The following is a 16,351-nucleotide window of genomic DNA, read 5'->3' on the forward strand; positions in this document are numbered from 1 at the left end:
GCGCCATGCGAGGCGGCGGGGCATGTTGATGACTTAGTTGGCATCCAGCACGTAGTCGATGCACTGCGTGAGCTTGGCGATGTCCCCAGGCTCAATCGCCGGGAACATGCCCACGCGCAGCTGGTTGCGGCCGAGCTTGCGGTACGGCTCGACATCGAGGATGCCGTTGGCGCGCAGGGTCGCGGCAAGGTGGGCAGCATCCACGGAGTCATCGAAATCGATGGTGCCCACGACTAGGGAGCGCGCTGCCGGATCGCTGACGAACGGGGTGGCCTCCGGCCGGGCTTCGGCCCAGTTGTACAGCGTGGAGGAGGACTCGGTGGTGCGCTTGACCATGCCGTCGAGCCCGCCGTTGTCATTCATCCACTGAATCTGGTCATCCAGCATGAGCAGGGTGGCGATCGCCGGGGTGTTATAGGTCTGGTTCTTGCGGGAGTTATTCACCGCGGTCTGCAGGTTCAAAAACTCCGGAATGAAGCGATCGGAGTTATTGATCTTTTCGATGCGCTCCAGCGCGGCCGGGGACATCGCGGCGAGCCAGAGTCCGCCGTCGGAAGCGAAGCACTTCTGCGGCGAGAAGTAGTACACGTCGGTCTCAGCGATATTGACGGGAAGGCCGCCGGCGCCAGAGGTGGCATCGACAAGCACAAGCTGCTGGTCGTTGTGGGGATGTGGGCGAACGACCTCCGTCATCGCGCCGGTCGAGGTTTCATTGTGGGCCCAAGCGGCGACATCGGCATCGGCCGCAAGCTCGCGCGGATCCGGGGCGGTGCCGGCGGGGGATTCGGTAAGAGCCGGGGCATCGAGCCACGGGGCCTTGGAGGCTGCCTTGGCAAACTTGGTGGAGAACTCGCCAAAGGTAAGGTGGGCCGACCGGCGTTCGATGAGGCCAAAGGTAGCCGCGTCCCAAAAGGCGGTGGCGCCGCCCAAAGACAGGACGATCTCGTAGCCTTCAGGAAGCGAGAACAGATCGCTTAAGCCCTCGCGTACGGATCCCACGAGGTTTTTCACCGCCGGCTGGCGGTGCGAGGTGCCCACGATAGCGGGGTCTATGGCCTCGATCTGGGCGGGGCGTACCTTGGAGGGGCCGCAGCCAAAGCGGCCATCGGAAGGCAAGAGATCTGCTGGCAGGGTGATTTCTGGAGTACTCATGCCGCCAGTGTAGAACAGTTCCGGTTGTACGGCAGGTATTTTGATGCCCGTAAACTTGTTGGCAGAATCACAAAGTTTGCTAGAGTGTGAATAGGTATAAGGCTGACTTGTCTAAGTTAGTGCCTTAAAGAACTCTTTAACAGGGAAAGGAAATTCCGTGTCTACTGAAGAAAACAAGGTAGTACTCAAGCACGCTGGCAACGAGTACGAGATGGATATCAAGCAGTCCACTGAGGGCGATTCCGGCTTCGATATCTCCAAGCTCCGCAAGGAAACCGGGCTTGTTACCTTCGACCCCGGCTACACCTCCACCGGCTCCACCGAGTCCAAGATTACCTTTATTAACGGTGAGGAGGGCATCCTTCGCTACCGTGGCTACGATATTGCTGAATTGGCAAATAACGCCACCTTCAATGAGGTTTCCTACCTGCTGATCAAGGGCCACCTGCCGGATGAGCAGGAACTCTCGCAGTTCAATAGCGCCATCCGCCACCACACCCTCTTGGATGAGGACTTTAAGGCGCAGTTCAACATCTTCCCGCGCGATGCCCACCCGATGGCCGTGCTTGCTTCCTCCGTGAACATTCTCTCCAGCTACTACCAGGATCAGCTGGACCCACTGGATGAGGAGCAGCTGGACAAGGCCACCGTTCGCCTGCTGGCTAAGGTGCCGATGCTGGCCGCTTACGCTTACCGCGCTTCCCAGGGCAAGCCATATATGTACCCGGATAACAACCTGAACGCGCGCGAGAACTTCCTGCGCATGATGTTCGGTTACCCAACCGAGGAGTACGAGGTTGACCCGGTTGTCTCCAAGGCACTGGACAAGCTGCTCATCCTGCACGCTGACCACGAGCAGAACTGCTCCACCTCCACCGTCCGCATGATTGGTTCCGCACAGGCGAACATGTTCGTCTCCATCGCCGGCGGCATCAACGCCCTGTCCGGCCCGCTGCACGGCGGCGCTAACCAGGCCGTGCTGGAGATGCTCGAGGACATCGAGAAAAACAACGGCGGCGACGCTACCGACTTCATGAACCGCGTGAAGAACAAGGAAAAGGGCGTTCGCCTGATGGGCTTCGGCCACCGCGTGTACAAGAACTACGACCCACGCGCGGCCATCGTCAAGGAAACCGCACACGAGATCATCGATCACCTGGGCGGCGACCCGATGCTGGATCTGGCCATGAAGCTGGAAGAGATTGCGTTGAACGACGATTACTTCGTCTCCCGCAAGCTCTACCCGAACGTGGACTTCTACACCGGCCTCATCTACCGCGCCATGGGCTTCCCGACGGACTTCTTCACCGTCCTCTTCGCCATCGGCCGCCTGCCGGGCTGGATTGCTCAGTACCGCGAGCAGCTGGAGATGAACACCAAGATTAACCGTCCTCGCCAGATTTACACCGGTGAAACCCTGCGCAAGGTTACCCCTCGCAGCGAGCGCTAATTAGCGCTTTTGGTCGCCCCAATTCAGCCGAATCGGGCTTGAGCACTATAATTGGTGCAGCTCGGTTCGGTTTCATTGCGACCGCACGAACAAACTAGATTTCCCAAGGAGAATAATCCCCATGGATAAACCTGTTATTGAAGCCCAGTCTGGCCCGGCGCCGACCGACCTCGTCATCGAGGACATCGTCGTAGGCGATGGTGCTGAAGCTAAGCCTGGCGGCGTAGTGGAGGTCCACTACGTTGGCGCCGAATATGAGACCAACCAAGAATTCGATTCCTCGTGGGACCGTGGCCAGTCCATCGAGTTCCCACTGACCGGTCTCATTGCCGGCTGGCAAGAGGGCATCCCGGGAATGAAGGTAGGCGGTCGCCGTCAACTCATCATCCCGCCGGAAAAGGCCTACGGCCCCGCCGGCGGTGCGCACCCGCTGTCCGGCCGCACCTTGGTCTTTATCATTGACCTCATCCGCGCCGACTAAGCTGCGCTAAAAATCGTTGAACCGGCTCCCTTAAGGGGGAGCCGGTTTTTCGTTGTGTAGGGGCAGTCAGTTCCCGCAAGGGGCCGCATAAGACGAGAAACTGGGGCACAATGGGAACTATGACTGTGCCAACTATTTCATTCAATGATGACCGCGAGATGCCCCAGCTTGGACTGGGCACCTACAAACTCAATGACGATGAGTGCATTCGCGTAGTCCGCGAAGCCATTGACTTGGGCTACCGCCACTTTGATACGGCGACGTTGTACAAGAACGAAGAGGCATTGGGTACTGCGCTCAAACAAGCCATTGACGCGGGCGACGTCACCCGCGAGGACCTGTTTATTACCTCCAAGGTCTGGCACTCCCACCACGGCGCGCAGAAGGCGGAACAGGCCTTCCAGGAATCCATGGAGAAGTTGAAGCTGGATTACTTGGACCTGTACCTCATCCACTGGCCATGGCCACAGGGTGGGCTGTACGTGGAGACCTTTGAATCCATTGCCCGCCTGCAGGGGATGGGCCAAATCGCTTCCATCGGTGTCGCTAACTTCTACGAGGAGGTCCTCGAGGACCTCATTGACAAGACCGGCATCACCCCGGTGCTCAACCAGGTGGAGCTGCACCCTGGGTTTACCCAGCCTGAGCTGCGCGAATTCCACCACAAGCACGGCATCGTGACCGAGGCGTGGTCTCCGCTGGCGCGCGGCGTGGTGCTCAATAACCCAGAGATTGAAAAGATCGCCGCCGCGCGCGAGGCTACCGAGGGCCAGGTGGTACTGGCTTACCTGATGGCCAAGGGCATTTCCGTTATCCCGAAGTCCGCCCGCAGCGAGCGGCTTCAGGAGAACCTGGCCGCCGCAGAGCTGGAGCTGGGCAAGGATGAAATCGCGGCTGTTGACTCCTTGGAAGGCCAAGAAGGTTTTGGCCGTATGTTTAATGATCCCCGCGAATTCCCGGGCGCGGAGGGCTAAGAAAGAACTCTCGGGCGAAGGAGCCACCGGCGACGGCGTCGTCGGTGGCTTTTGCTGTGCAGGATGGCTGAGTGGGGGAGTACGTGCTGGTTAAGGCGCCAACCGCGTTGATAAGTGGTTCCTTTTGTGTCGCCTTTACTGATTAGTTAACCTCTGGTTAACAAAATTCGCTAACCGGTTGAATCTAGGGTGAAGGGGGGTGATGTGCAAAGAATATTAGCCCAGTTGACCGGAACCTATCGGGTTGAAAGGGGGGAGTTTTTGTGGGGTGCATTGGCAATATTTACTGCTTTGCAAAAAATGTTCTGTATCTTACATAGCAACGCGGGTAGTGATGAACAACACATTGCGCCTCGTTTGTACAGAACCTCTCTCACCCAAGGAGACAACCCTTCTATGAGTGATACAACTGCTCCCGTCGAGCGCCGTGAGCTTACGGCAGCCGACTACATAGAAATGCGCGATAGCGAAGAGTTTGGCGAGCTGCGCAGCGCTTATCGTAGTTTCACTTTTCCCATGACCGTCGCGTTTTTCGTGTGGTACATCGTCTACGTGCTCACCGCCGTGTTTGCGCCTGATTTTATGGCCATTGAGCTTGGCGATGGCGGCTGGAATATCGGCCTCGTCTTCGGCCTGGCCCAGTTCCTCACCACGTTCATCATTACCTGGATTTACGTGAAGTACGCCAATAAGAATATTCAGCCTAAATCGGTTGCTATTCGCGAGAAGTTGGAGGCCAAGTAAATGACTACCACTTACCTTGCACAAGAAACTTCCGCCGGTAACCCGATTCTGAATATCTCCATCTTCGGCATCTTCCTCGTGGTTACCATGGCCGTCGTGTTGCGCGCCGGCAAGACCACGAAGAAGGCGTCTGACTTCTATACCGGTGGTGGCTCGTTCTCTGGCCGCCAGAATGGCTTGGCCATTTCCGGTGACTACCTTTCGGCTGCGTCCTTCCTCGGCATCGTTGGTGCGGTGGCGCTCAACGGCTACGACGGATTCCTGTACTCCGTTGGCTTCTTCGTCGCCTGGCTCGTGGCCCTGATGCTCGTGGCTGAGCCGATGCGTAACGTGGGCCGCTTTACCATGGCGGACGTGTTGTCCTTCCGCCTGAAGCAAAAGCCGGTGCGCGTGGCCGCGTCCATCGCCACGCTCTTCGTGACGCTGTTCTACCTCATTGCACAGATGGCCGGCGCCGGTTCGCTGGTGGCCGTGCTGTTGAACATCCATGACTTCAAGTGGCAGGCAGTCGTCGTCGGTATCGTCGGCGTGCTCATGATCCTCTACGTCTTGGTCGGCGGCATGAAGGGCACCACCTACGTGCAGATGATTAAGGCCGTCCTGTTGGTGACCGGTGTGGTCGTCATGTGCATCATGGTGTTTGTCTCCCTGCGCGGTGGCTTTAGCAACATGTTCAGCACCGCGATTGATATGCACGCATCGTCCGATTACCTCCATGAAAAGGGCTATGAGGCCAAGGAAATCATGGAGCCGGGCCTAAAGTACGGTGGCTCCACCGCCGCTAAGCTGGACTTCATCTCCTTGGGTATGTCCCTCGTGCTGGGTGTGGGTGGCTTGCCACACGTTCTGATGCGCTTCTACACCGTGCCGACCGCCGTTGAGGCGCGCCGCTCCGTGACGTGGGCCATCGTTATCATCGGTGCCTTCTACCTGATGACCCTGATTCTGGGCTACGGTGCAGCCGCACTGGTTGGCCCGGACCGCATCCTGAACGCACCGGGTGGCGCGAACGCCGCGGCACCGCTGCTGGCACTGGAAATCGGTGGCTCCATCTTCATGGCCATTATTTCCGCCGTGGCCTTTGCTACCGTGCTCGCCGTGGTGGCGGGCCTGGCGATTACCGCCTCCGCCTCCATCGCGCACGATATTTACCACGCGGTTATCCGCAACGGTGAGTCCACCGAGGCAGAGCAGGTGCGCGTCTCGCAGGCCACCGTGGTAATCCTGGGTATCGTCTCCATCATCTTGGGTATCTTGGCGATGACCCAGAACGTGGCCTTCCTGGTCTCCCTGGCCTTCGCAGTGGCGGCATCGGCTAACCTGCCGACCATCCTGTACTCGCTGTACTGGCGCCGCTTCAACACCGCGGGTGCCGTGGCCTCCATGTACACCGGTGTTGTCTCCTGCTTGGTCCTCATCTTCTTCTCCCCAGCGGTATCCGGCACCGAAAGCGCCATGTTCCCGAACGCGGACTGGGCTATCTTCCCGCTGACCTCGCCGGGTCTGGTCAGCATCCCGCTGTCCTTCTTCGTTGGTTGGTTCGTCTCCATCGTGACCAAGCCAGATAACTTGGACGAGCTGGCGGCAGAAATGGAAGTTCGTTCCCTGACTGGTGTGGGCGTCGAGGCCCCAGTCCAGCACTAATTGCCCGAAAAGGAGCAATTACCGGTAATATGGTTCGACGTGTTTAAACCGTCCTCTCTCAACGCGGCGGCATCAGTAAAGGCTGGTGCCGCCCTTGCCGTGTGCATGCTTGCCTGCTCTACGGTTGCTGGGTGCAGCAATAGCGAGCGAGACAGCACCGCCAAAGCCGAAGACACCACGATTACTGCGCATAGGGCAGCAAAGGTGCCCCCGCGGATCAATGAGTTCCTCAAGGGGGATGAGGACCATTCCATTAGCTATATTCGCCTGCACGATGGCATGTATATGGGCTCTGCGGCAGAACACGATCCCCGCCCGGCGCTCAGCCTTATCAAGCTCTATATCGCTACCTACGTCATTGAGCAGGGCGAGTACGAGGACAAATACGAGGCGCTCGGTATGATCGCCAGCTCTTCTGATAAGAGCGCCGAGGAGCTGTTTAAGAAGTACCCGGATTCCATCGATAAGATTGCCAAGGAATACGATCTGGAATCCACCAAGGCGGGCGAGACTTGGGGCTATTCGGAAACCTCCACCTATGACGTGGCCAGCTTCATCTCCCAGCTCATCAAGCGCGATGAAACCCACCCCGTGCTCGTGGCGATGTCGCACGCGGATCCCGTCTCAGAAGATGGCTATGACCAGGATTATGGCACCGCGAAGCTCTCAAATGTGGTGGGCAGCAAGTGGGGCTGGTCCAATGATAAGTCGATTAATTCCTCGGTGTCCTTTGGCAAGAACTTCGTCGCCGCGGCCTCCATTAATGGCTCCGCCGATGACCTCACGGACTACGTGAAGAGCGAAATCAACGGCGAGAACCTGGGCAAGGCCACCGAGCGGTTCTTGAAGTACAAGGACGGCGAGGACGTTCCGCCCATCGAGACGACCTCCGAAAAGCCGACTTCTAGCGAGAAGAAGGACAAGGGCAAGAAGGAGGAAAAGAAGTCCTCCGAGCCCAAGGGGAAATAGGCCTACTTAAAGGCCTTGGCGATATCCTGGGCGGCATCGGCAAGGCCGCGAATTTGCTCGTTGCTTAGCGATGACCCCTTAAAGCTCACCCCATCCGCGGTAACCTGCGGCAAATCCGGCATATTCGGGATGGCCTTGTCCAGGGTGGAGCTGAGATCCTGGATGCCTGGCTGCTTGGAATCGGGCGTCCATTGGCCCCAGTCGCTGGCATAGACCTCGTTGACATCAACGATGACGTTCTCGATGGTCTGCTGGCGCGACTGCGGTAGCTGGTGAATGGTGGTCTTGGGGTGGATTTTCCCGTTAGAACCCCAATCGTGCATCCAGTAGAACGTGCCAATCCTATCCTGGCTGGCCCACTCGATGGTGTTGTAGTTGCCGTAAACGCCGGTCTGGTAACCGGCCACGGACAGCGCCTTGGAGAATGCCTGCAGGTATGGCCGGATGAACTGGGTGTAGTGCTCGCGGGTGGGGTTATCGTCGATGGCGATGTAGATGGGCCGGTTCGTGGGGCCACCGGCGTCCTTATGTAGCGAAATGGCCTGCGGGGCGTGGATGGCGGCGCCCGCCGCGCCCTGCTTCCAATCGGCGGTGTCGGCGCGGCCGAATTGATATACCGAGGCCGTGGGCAGGCCGGCGGCGGCATTGGCGGCAGTCTCTTGGAGAGTGACCGGCTTGCCGGTCATCCAGGCCGCGCCGGGGCGCTTTTTGGAGACGTAGCGAATGGCACCGATGTGGCCCGCGCGCTTGATGGCGTCGGGGGAAGGGGGCCCTGAGGAAAAGTCAATGATGGTCCCGCGCACCGGGCCGAGGGCTGCGGCAGAGGGTGCGGCCGTGCCAATGGCGCCAGCGGTAAGGGCAAGGGCGCTTGCCTTCAAAAGGCCGCGACGAGACAGAGACGGTGACATGAAAAGCTCCTGCAGTGATCGCATTAGTCACAATAGTTAACAAATGCACCATAGCAGGAGGCGGTGGGTGAGTCGTGTTTATTTTGACACGTTGCTAAATTCCACGTTCGTGGCATGTTCCACGGTGCGCGATACCGTGCAGTCCTTCTCGTGGGAAATGCGAATCAGGTTATCTACCAGTGCGCGGGCCTTTTCGCCGTCCGGGGTGGAAGGGAATGCGAGGTCGAAGGCGACGCGGACATCGGAAAGCCGCGAGGCGCCATCCTCATCCACGCGGTCGCCCTCGGCGCGCACATGGAAAGACTCCGGCTCGGTGCGCCGAGAGGTCACGACATCCACGTCCACCGCGGTGCACCCGGCGACGGCGGCCAGCAGGAGCTCTACCGGCGATAACAGGCCCTCCCCGCGGCCGAACTCGATGCTGGCGCCTTCCGCATTGGTGGCCCGGTACACCGAATTTTCTACGCGGTTAAGGTCAACGGAATACTGCTTCGTGAGTTCACTCATGGCCTAAAGCTTAAGCCAGGCTCGGGATATAGGCCACGCTGCCGCCTAAGGACATCGTGATAAAGATGGGCGCGATAACCAGGGGCCCGAGCCAGACGCGGCCGGTATTGGCATAAAACATCTTGTTCAAGATGGGCAGCAGGATCATCATGGGCAAGATGGACTGCAGCATATTGACATACAGCCAGTCATCGGTCCAGTGCACCGTGCCGGTGGCGGCGAAGACGGAATATTGGATAACGAAGATCATCGCCAAGCCGACGGAGTTGGCCAGCGCCGCAATGAGGTAGGTCTGCCACTTGGGCGTATCGCTATAGCGCGTGCCCACACCGGCGCGAATGGAGTTGGCCAGGTAGAAGATGAACATCGCCGGCACGTACATGAGAGCCACAAGGAACCAGCGCAGTGTTAGCGGGCGGGAGGCTACGACCAAGAAGCGGTAATCATTGTGGAAAGCGAGATACACAATGGATAGCACGGAGAAATACACGAAGAGCAAGATGAAGGCCAGCAGTAGCGTGCGCCCAAAGGTGCGCCAGCTCATCGTGATGCCCCAGGAACGGGCGCGCTCGCCACGGGCGTAGGTGGACTTATCCCGGGTGATATAGAACAAGATAAGCCCGACTATGCCGTTGACGATGGCCCACAAGACCACCGAGTTGACCATGCGCGCCGGGAAGAACCAGGTACTGACCTTATTCGCGGCATCGTAAAAGACATCTTGCGATAGGTTTGCCAGCGGCATGAACGTGAAGAACGCGATGGCCGCCGTAAGCACGAAGAACGCCCAGAACTTCGCGGCCTCTTTACCCCGCGGGCGCTTCGGCACCGTTGGCAGGGCCTGCGCCACTGGTGCGAAGTAGCGGGTGCGCAATAGCATGCGGGTTAGAGGGAAGAGCATGGCAATGCCGCCAATGAGGGACAGGAGGTTAAAGACCTCCTTGAGCCACCACGTCTGATTGCCGGAATCCATCTTCACCGGCGCATCCAGGGTGTCATCGAAAAACTCGAGGATACTGCCGATGGCACTGGGTGTAAGCGGCTGCAGCGGGTGCAGCGTTTCATCGTTATAGGCAATGCGGTAGGTGCCCTTGTCGATGTCCCCGTACCCATGGCCAATTTCAATGCGGTCCACCTGGTCTTGTTTCTTGAGCCCAGAGTTGACCATGGACAGGGCCTCCGGCGCATCGCGCAGATCACCATCTCCATTGATATTGCGGTAACCGCCCTCATCGTAGCGGGCATAGCCCAGCGCCATATTGGAGTGCACGTGGGCGAACTTTTTATCGTTTAAGTTCTTGAGCCAGCCGGAGATAAAGACTGCGGAGATCTTATCCAGATCCTCGGCGCGCTTGCGCTCGCCATCCGTGATGGTGGTGCCGCCTTCGCTATCCGGATCCTTGGCGGCTTTGAGCGCATCATCGACCTTCTTGCCGTATTTATTGGCCGCGGTGCGCACTGCGGTACCACCGGCGGAGTGGCCGGTAATGCCGATTCGATCCTCATCGACGTAATTGAACGTATCCAGGTGGTCTGTGACGTAATCAATGGCGGTCACGATGGCGGAATCACTATCATCCGGGTGCTGCGAGCTCGATTCGCCCTGGTTATATGGGTCAACTACCAGGGTGACAAAGCCGCGCCGGGCCAATTCCAGCGAGTTGGAGACCTGGGTTTCCTTGGTGCGCTGGAAACCGGGTGAGACGATGACCATGGGCGCTTTATTCTCCGGCGTCGCGTCCTTCGGGCGGAAGAGATCTGCGGTGACCGTAGCGCCGTGCTTGCCGGCGATCTTTAGATCGGTGACCTGAACATTGCCGCCATCGGTTTGCACCAGCGATGAGCCCAACCCGCCGATGAGCACGATGGCAATGCATACAAAGAGCTTCCAGCCATCGCTAAAGCGGCGCTTTTTGGATACCTCAGCAGGCATCTGCTCTGCCTGGTGTTCCAGCGAAAGGGACGACTGTTCTTCCACGGGAGTGGAGGACGGGGATGCGGAGTCGGACATATACGCGTTCCTTGCAGGTGGTACTTAATTGAAATGAGTGGGCTGAAAGTCCGATAGTGGAAAACTTAAAGTCCAGCGTGGAAGCATATTAGGCCCGCCCGAAAGCGGGTGCAACCGTTGCGGTAAATGGTGGTGCAGTGCAAGCGCTGAACTGGCCAAAGTTTGCGCGATGCGGTGAATTAATAAATCAGGGGCGGCGAGAAGCGAATACGCACCGATTGTCCAAGCTCTGGTTTATTAACTGCAGTAGTGCGGAACGTGACCCCAGATTCGTGGGAGGCGGTAACGGAGTAGTGCCCGGCTTCGAAAATGGCGGAGTCAACTACCGCCGCAACCGTGGCGCCTGGATGGTTTTCCTCCACGATTGTTGCGTGGTGTGGCAAGATGGCGGCCTTAGTGCCTTCGTCCCGCACGGTTACTTCACTCAATGGCCAAGAGATCCCAAGGGCGGGGCACTCGACGCGGCCTCCTGAAATAGTGGTCTGGACAATCGTGGCATCCGCAATAAATCCCGCGACCACCGGGCTAGCGGGATCTTCCAGTAGCTGTTGCGGGGTAGCAATCTGCTGGATTTCGCCGCCGTCTAGAACCACGACTCTATCTGCTATTGCCAGCGCCTCGGCGCGATCGTGGGTGACGTGCATCGTGGTTAGGCGTTGCTTTTGCGTCAGGGCTACCAGCTCGCGGCGCAAATTATCGCGCAATGGTTCATCGAGGGCTGAAAGCGCCTCATCCAGCAATAAAACCTTGGGGTTAGCGACGATCGCCCGGGCCAGGGCAACGCGCTGGCGCTGCCCACCAGAAAGGCTATCCGGAGTACGGTCCTCGAATCCTGGCAGGCCCACGAGAGCTAAAGTCTCAGAAATGCGCTCTTCGCGCTCGGCCTTTGCTACTTTCGCCTGGCGCAACGGGTAGCCAACATTGTCTCTAACGGACATGTGCGGCCAGATTGCGTGCTGTTGGAAGACCATGCCAATGCCGCGTTTCTCGGGAGGAATAGCAGTCATCTGCCGGCCGTCTATGTAAAGCTCACCCGACGATGGAGAAATAAAACCAGCGATGGTGCGCAGGAGCGTGGTTTTACCGGAGCCTGACGGGCCAACGAGTGCAATGAGTTCCCCAGGCTCGATGGAGAGGTTGATATCGCGCAGGCCGGTGGTTCCATCCGGAAAAGTGACCGTGAGGTGGGAAGCTGCAATTTTCGCCATTATTAAGTCCTTACCTTAGGAGCACGAATAGTCAGTGCGAGGGCAATGATGCCAAGCAGCGCAAAGAGCAAAGCGAGTGCTGATGCTTGGTTATAATTTCCTGCCTGCTGCAGGTTGAAGACTTGGACACCCAGTGTTGTGGTTCCGGGTGCGACGAGGAGTACGGAAATAGTAAGTTCTCGAATCGCGGTCACCGCGACGAGCACCGCACCGGAGATCGCCGCCGGAATGGTCATCGCGCCGGTGGTAGTAAATAGCGCCTTAAGCGGCGTGGCACCAGAAATGCGCGCTGCTTCTTCCACGGTGACTGGGGTGCTTATTAACGGGGCACGCACGGACTGGACAACGAGTGCGGTAAAAGCGCAGACGTAGGCGATAAGGATTATCCAAATGGTGTTATATAACCCGGTATAGCGCCCGGCGATCAGCCAGGCGACGCCGATAATGAGCCCAGGCAGCGCGCTCGGTAGTAGCGCAGAAAGAGTTAAAAGCGTATTTCCCCGCGCCTGGGTACGGGTCACTAGAATTCCGATGACCCAGCCAAGAATCCCGCAGATTATCGCGGCGGTTATTGACAGAAATGCGGAATTGGTGAGGCCGTCGATAACGCGCGGGTTGGATAAAGCACTGCTAAAGTTCGCCAACGAGATGGTTTCTAAGGTAAACGGAATCCCAGGAGCTGGCAGCAATGCGCGGTAGGCCAAACCAAGGATTGGGCCAATGGAAATGGCGAGTCCGCACACCCACATGATGATCGTGACCGGCCAACGCGCTGAATGCAGTGCAAAGCGGGCCGGGCTTCCGGACTCATGGGTAGAAGACGAGTTTTTCAGGGAGGTGAGATAGTCCATGATGACTGCGCCGATTCCCAAAAATAAGAGGACGACACCGATGGTCGAGACCACCTGTAATGGGTTGGATACGGTGCCGGAATCAATGAACCGGTAAATCATCGTCGCGAGCGTTTCGAATCGAGCCGGCGAGCCGATGATGGCGGGAATCCCGAAATCCGCCAGATTAGCAATTGCCGTGAGGGTAAACGCGGATAACAGGGCGGGTCGCAGGAGCGGAAGGGTGACCGTGCGCAGAACTGTCATCACGGAAGCGCCAGATACTCGGGCGGCTAGCTCAAAATCCGGGGAGATGGAGCGCAGGCTCGAAGAAATGATGACGTATGCCGTGGGAAAAGAGTGGATGGTCATCAGCGCAATGACCCCGTCGGCGCCGTAGATATTCCATATCTCGAACCCAAAGAGCTTATTCAAACCCTGATTCGGGCCGAAGAGTTGAATCCAGGCGATCGCTCCGATAAATGGCGGAACTAAGAGTGGCGAGAGCAGGAATAGGCGCAGAACCGATGAGCCGTAGATATCCGTGCGGTCTAACGCGATGGCAATAACGGTGCCGATAATAACGGCGGCGAGCGCCGAAAGCGCCGTGGTGAAAAGCGAATTCCATGTAGCAATACCGAGCCCTTGCTCTAGCAAGACGGGGATTTGGTTCCCGCCCAGTGCAAGGGAGACAACAAGGGATAAAGGTGCGATGAACAGGCCAATGGCAATGAGCCACACGCCAACGCGCAGCGCGGATACGGAGGGATTTTTCAACAAACGAGCCATCTAGAACTAGGAAGACACTGCCTTTTGGAATACCTCGACGGCGGCGTCTTTATCCTTGGTGATTTTCTCCAGGTCCTGGTCCATGAGCTCAATGTCTGCGAGTTCAGGGGTGTCCGCTGGAGTTCCCACGTCCTCACGTACTGGGAGGTACGACTGCTCGACGGCGATTTCTTGAGCCTTCTTCGAAAGCAGGAAGTTGATGTACTTCTGTGCTGCTTCTTGTTCCTTGGAGTCTTTGAATACGCCCGCGGGCTCAGAAATATACGGTGATCCCTCGCTAGGGTAGGCGAGGGCAACTGGGGATCCCTTATCCGCTAGGTCGCGGACTAAGTAATCGACGACCACGCCCACGGGCCTGGAGCCGGAGGCGATTTCTTGGGAAGTAGGACCATTGGACTCTGCGATCATCGGGGAATTCTTGCCCAAGTCTTCGATCCATGCTTCACCGAGGTCTGGATTGTTCTTCCATGCTGAGGCATTAAATGCTGCCGCACCAGAGACCGCCGGGTTAGGCATGACGAGTTTGTCCTTGTACTTCGGATCGGTGAGATCCGCCCACGAGGTCGGGGCATCGCCTTCTGCGATTTCGTCGGTGTTATAAGCAATGACCGTAGGGATAATGCGCGTGCCGACATAAAAACTCTCGTCGTCTTTGGCCTCATCGATGATGTCGTCGGAATCGACATCGGCAAGCTCGATGAGATCGCCATCCTCGGCGTAATTTTCAAAGGTAGGTGCATCGGCCGCCCAGAAAACGTCTGCCTCGATATCGTCAGATTGCTTCTCCGAAGAAATGCGCGCGTTCAAATCGCCGGTACCGGCGCGGTACACCTTGACCTCGATATCGGGGTTTTCTTCATTGAAGGCCGCATTGATTTCATCGACCTTTTCTTCCGGCTCAGACGTATAGACGGTAATAGAGGTTGAATCGCTTGCGGCCTTCGTATCTTCATCGTCGGTCGCAGGCTCACCGCACGAACTAAGAAGAACGGTTGAAGCAAGGGCTAGGGCAGCGAGAGAAGAGTGCTTTGGCTTCATTGGGGAAGTTCCTCCAGAGAGAGTAGTGATCAGGAACGTCAATCTAACTGCACCGAAGTTAAGGCAACTTGGGATCGATATGAACGCACAGTAAATTCTTTGAGCTTCTGGGCAGGTGTTTCGGTGGGCCGGACCGCCTTGCGCGAGGGGACGGCTTTTAACGCTGTAAAGCGGGAAACCAGGAGGTGACAAGCTTAAGGTAGCCCCACATGGGGGATTAATCTATAGAGCAATAGATATTTATATACCTGTAGTACTACCGTTATGAAAAGCAATGAAGGAACCCTACAAGGAGAAATAATGGATTCGGTGATTGCAGGCAATGCGAGCTGGATGCTCATGAGCGCGGCTCTCGTGTTGCTCATGACCCCAGCCCTCGCACTTTTTTACGGAGGCATGACAGAGCGCCGCGGTGTGCTCAACATGATGTTGATGTCCTTCGGCTCACTAGCGGTAGTCAGCATCATTTACATCCTCTGGGGCTGGTCAATGAGCTACGGCACGGAGTCCTGGGGCGGCATCGTTGCCAACCCCTTCGAGTTCTTCGGACTCAAGGATTCCATCTTTGATGCCAATGGTGAATACCTCGAAGGTGCGGAAGGCTACGCCAATATCATCGATATCGGCTTCCAGCTCACCTTCGCCGTTATTTCCACCGCGATTATCTCCGGTGCACTCGCCGGCCGTGTGAAGTTCGGGACCTGGATGCTTTTCAGCGGCCTGTGGGCAACCTTTGTCTACTTCCCGCTGGCCCACATGGTCTGGGGCGGCGGCATCCTCGGTGAGGGCGAAAGCAGCGTCACCAGCTGGATCTTCGGCAGCGAAGGTGGGGAAGCGCTTGTGGCCCCCATCGACTTTGCCGGTGGTACCGTCGTCCACATTTCCGCCGGTACGGCCGCACTGGTTCTGGCGATTGTCGTGGGCAAGCGCCAAGGCTTCCCGAAGAGCGTGCAGCGCCCCCACAACCTGCCCATGGTCATGCTCGGTGCCGGCCTGCTGTGGTTCGGTTGGTTCGGCTTCAACGGCGGTTCCGCCTTCGCAGCCGATGGCCTCGCCGGCCTGGCCTGGGTCAACACCACCGCCGCAACGGCTGCCGCAATCCTGGGCTGGTTGCTCGTGGAAAAGGTGCGCGATAACTACTGCACCTCCCTGGGCGCTGCCTCCGGTGTGGTCGCAGGACTGGTCACCATTACCCCGGCCGCCGGCGACCTGAACCCGGTCACCTCGCTCATCATGGGTGCCCTCGGCGGCATGCTGGGCTGCTTGGGCGTGGGCCTGAAGTTCCGCTTCGGCTTCGATGACTCCCTCGACGTCGTGGGCGTCCACCTGGTCGCCGGCCTGTGGGGCACCGTGGCAGTTGCCTTCTTTGCCAATGACCGGGGCATCTTCACCGGCGGCGGCGTAGAAGGCTGGAAGCTGCTCATCGTACAGATCCTCATCGCCGCTATCGCCGTGGCCTTTGCTGCAGTCATTACCGCCATCATCGCGGTGATTTTGAAGGCGACCATCGGCTGGCGCGTGACCGACCAGATCGAAACCGACGGCATTGACTTTGGCGGTCACCGTGAGACCGGCTACGACATTGGCGGCCGTGCAATGCGCGGTACCACCAGCCGCAACTAAAACGCCCAGCGATACCTAGGAGC

14 protein-coding genes are annotated in these 16,351 nt (G+C 58.0%); 7 read left to right on the forward strand and 7 right to left on the reverse strand.

Annotated features, from left to right (window positions below; genetic code table 11):
* Nucleotides 1-33: 33 nt before the first annotated feature.
* Nucleotides 34-1,152, reverse strand: coding sequence for a phosphoserine transaminase (gene serC, locus HMPREF1257_RS04010; protein WP_023025861.1), 1,119 nt, complete (start codon nucleotides 1,150-1,152; stop codon nucleotides 34-36).
* Between the two features lie 157 nt (nucleotides 1,153-1,309).
* On the opposite strand from serC, the gene HMPREF1257_RS04015 reads away from it, so the two are divergent.
* From HMPREF1257_RS04015 to HMPREF1257_RS04040, 6 genes are all read left to right on the forward strand, one after another.
* A complete protein-coding gene (locus HMPREF1257_RS04015) occupies nucleotides 1,310-2,602 on the forward strand; it encodes a citrate synthase (RefSeq protein WP_005279842.1) in 1,293 nt (430 codons plus the stop codon).
* 121 nt (nucleotides 2,603-2,723) lie between these two features.
* A complete protein-coding gene (locus HMPREF1257_RS04020; RefSeq protein ID WP_023025863.1) occupies nucleotides 2,724-3,083 on the forward strand; it encodes an FKBP-type peptidyl-prolyl cis-trans isomerase in 360 nt (119 codons plus the stop codon).
* A gap of 110 nt (nucleotides 3,084-3,193) precedes the next feature.
* The gene (locus HMPREF1257_RS04025) at nucleotides 3,194-4,057 is read left to right on the forward strand and encodes an aldo/keto reductase (protein WP_023025865.1); all 864 of its coding nucleotides are present in this window, start codon (nucleotides 3,194-3,196) and stop codon (nucleotides 4,055-4,057) included.
* Nucleotides 4,058-4,453: 396 nt separating this feature from the next.
* The gene (locus tag HMPREF1257_RS04030) at nucleotides 4,454-4,801 is read left to right on the forward strand and encodes a DUF485 domain-containing protein (RefSeq protein WP_023025867.1); all 348 of its coding nucleotides are present in this window, start codon (nucleotides 4,454-4,456) and stop codon (nucleotides 4,799-4,801) included.
* Nucleotides 4,802-6,445, forward strand: coding sequence for a cation acetate symporter (locus tag HMPREF1257_RS04035; protein ID WP_023017578.1), 1,644 nt, complete (start codon nucleotides 4,802-4,804; stop codon nucleotides 6,443-6,445).
* A gap of 39 nt (nucleotides 6,446-6,484) precedes the next feature.
* Nucleotides 6,485-7,414, forward strand: coding sequence for a hypothetical protein (locus HMPREF1257_RS04040; RefSeq protein ID WP_023025870.1), 930 nt, complete (start codon nucleotides 6,485-6,487; stop codon nucleotides 7,412-7,414).
* A 2-nt stretch (nucleotides 7,415-7,416) separates the two neighbouring features.
* On the opposite strand, the gene HMPREF1257_RS04045 is transcribed toward HMPREF1257_RS04040, so the two are convergent.
* The 6 genes from HMPREF1257_RS04045 to HMPREF1257_RS12195 form a co-directional block, all read right to left on the reverse strand.
* Nucleotides 7,417-8,322, reverse strand: coding sequence for a DUF1906 domain-containing protein (locus tag HMPREF1257_RS04045; RefSeq protein WP_023025872.1), 906 nt, complete (start codon nucleotides 8,320-8,322; stop codon nucleotides 7,417-7,419).
* Nucleotides 8,323-8,400: 78 nt separating this feature from the next.
* Nucleotides 8,401-8,829, reverse strand: coding sequence for an OsmC family protein (locus HMPREF1257_RS04050; protein ID WP_023025874.1), 429 nt, complete (start codon nucleotides 8,827-8,829; stop codon nucleotides 8,401-8,403).
* A gap of 10 nt (nucleotides 8,830-8,839) precedes the next feature.
* Nucleotides 8,840-10,840 (reverse strand): prolyl oligopeptidase family serine peptidase, encoded by a 2,001-nt coding sequence (locus HMPREF1257_RS04055; RefSeq protein ID WP_023025876.1) that lies wholly within the window; start codon nucleotides 10,838-10,840, stop codon nucleotides 8,840-8,842.
* 179 nt (nucleotides 10,841-11,019) lie between these two features.
* Entirely contained in the window at nucleotides 11,020-12,048 is a 1,029-nt protein-coding gene (locus tag HMPREF1257_RS04060; protein WP_023025878.1) for an ABC transporter ATP-binding protein, read from the reverse strand.
* A gap of 2 nt (nucleotides 12,049-12,050) precedes the next feature.
* A complete protein-coding gene (locus HMPREF1257_RS12190; protein ID WP_369707793.1) occupies nucleotides 12,051-13,655 on the reverse strand; it encodes an ABC transporter permease in 1,605 nt (534 codons plus the stop codon).
* A gap of 18 nt (nucleotides 13,656-13,673) precedes the next feature.
* Nucleotides 13,674-14,705, reverse strand: coding sequence for an ABC transporter substrate-binding protein (locus tag HMPREF1257_RS12195; protein WP_023025882.1), 1,032 nt, complete (start codon nucleotides 14,703-14,705; stop codon nucleotides 13,674-13,676).
* 300 nt (nucleotides 14,706-15,005) lie between these two features.
* Between HMPREF1257_RS12195 and HMPREF1257_RS04075 the strand changes: the two genes are divergently transcribed.
* A complete protein-coding gene (locus HMPREF1257_RS04075) occupies nucleotides 15,006-16,328 on the forward strand; it encodes an ammonium transporter (protein ID WP_023025884.1) in 1,323 nt (440 codons plus the stop codon).
* Nucleotides 16,329-16,351: the final 23 nt, after the last annotated feature.

Source organism: Corynebacterium sp. KPL1814 (genome assembly GCF_000478175.1).
In the GTDB taxonomy this organism is placed as follows: Bacteria; Actinomycetota; Actinomycetes; order Mycobacteriales; family Mycobacteriaceae; genus Corynebacterium.

Bases quoted from the DNA above. Each gene is read 5' to 3' on its own strand.
- serC (WP_023025861.1), bottom strand. From the start codon at position 1,152: ATGAGTACTCCAGAAATCACCCTGCCAGCAGATCTCTTGCCTTCCGAT.
- HMPREF1257_RS04020 (WP_023025863.1), top strand. From the start codon at position 2,724: ATGGATAAACCTGTTATTGAAGCCCAGTCTGGCCCGGCGCCGACCGAC.
- HMPREF1257_RS04025 (WP_023025865.1), top strand. From the start codon at position 3,194: ATGGGAACTATGACTGTGCCAACTATTTCATTCAATGATGACCGCGAG.
- HMPREF1257_RS04030 (WP_023025867.1), top strand. From the start codon at position 4,454: ATGAGTGATACAACTGCTCCCGTCGAGCGCCGTGAGCTTACGGCAGCC.
- HMPREF1257_RS04035 (WP_023017578.1), top strand. From the start codon at position 4,802: ATGACTACCACTTACCTTGCACAAGAAACTTCCGCCGGTAACCCGATT.
- HMPREF1257_RS04045 (WP_023025872.1), bottom strand. From the start codon at position 8,322: ATGTCACCGTCTCTGTCTCGTCGCGGCCTTTTGAAGGCAAGCGCCCTT.
- HMPREF1257_RS04050 (WP_023025874.1), bottom strand. From the start codon at position 8,829: ATGAGTGAACTCACGAAGCAGTATTCCGTTGACCTTAACCGCGTAGAA.
- HMPREF1257_RS04055 (WP_023025876.1), bottom strand. From the start codon at position 10,840: ATGTCCGACTCCGCATCCCCGTCCTCCACTCCCGTGGAAGAACAGTCG.
- HMPREF1257_RS04060 (WP_023025878.1), bottom strand. From the start codon at position 12,048: ATGGCGAAAATTGCAGCTTCCCACCTCACGGTCACTTTTCCGGATGGA.
- HMPREF1257_RS12195 (WP_023025882.1), bottom strand. From the start codon at position 14,705: ATGAAGCCAAAGCACTCTTCTCTCGCTGCCCTAGCCCTTGCTTCAACC.
- HMPREF1257_RS04075 (WP_023025884.1), top strand. From the start codon at position 15,006: ATGGATTCGGTGATTGCAGGCAATGCGAGCTGGATGCTCATGAGCGCG.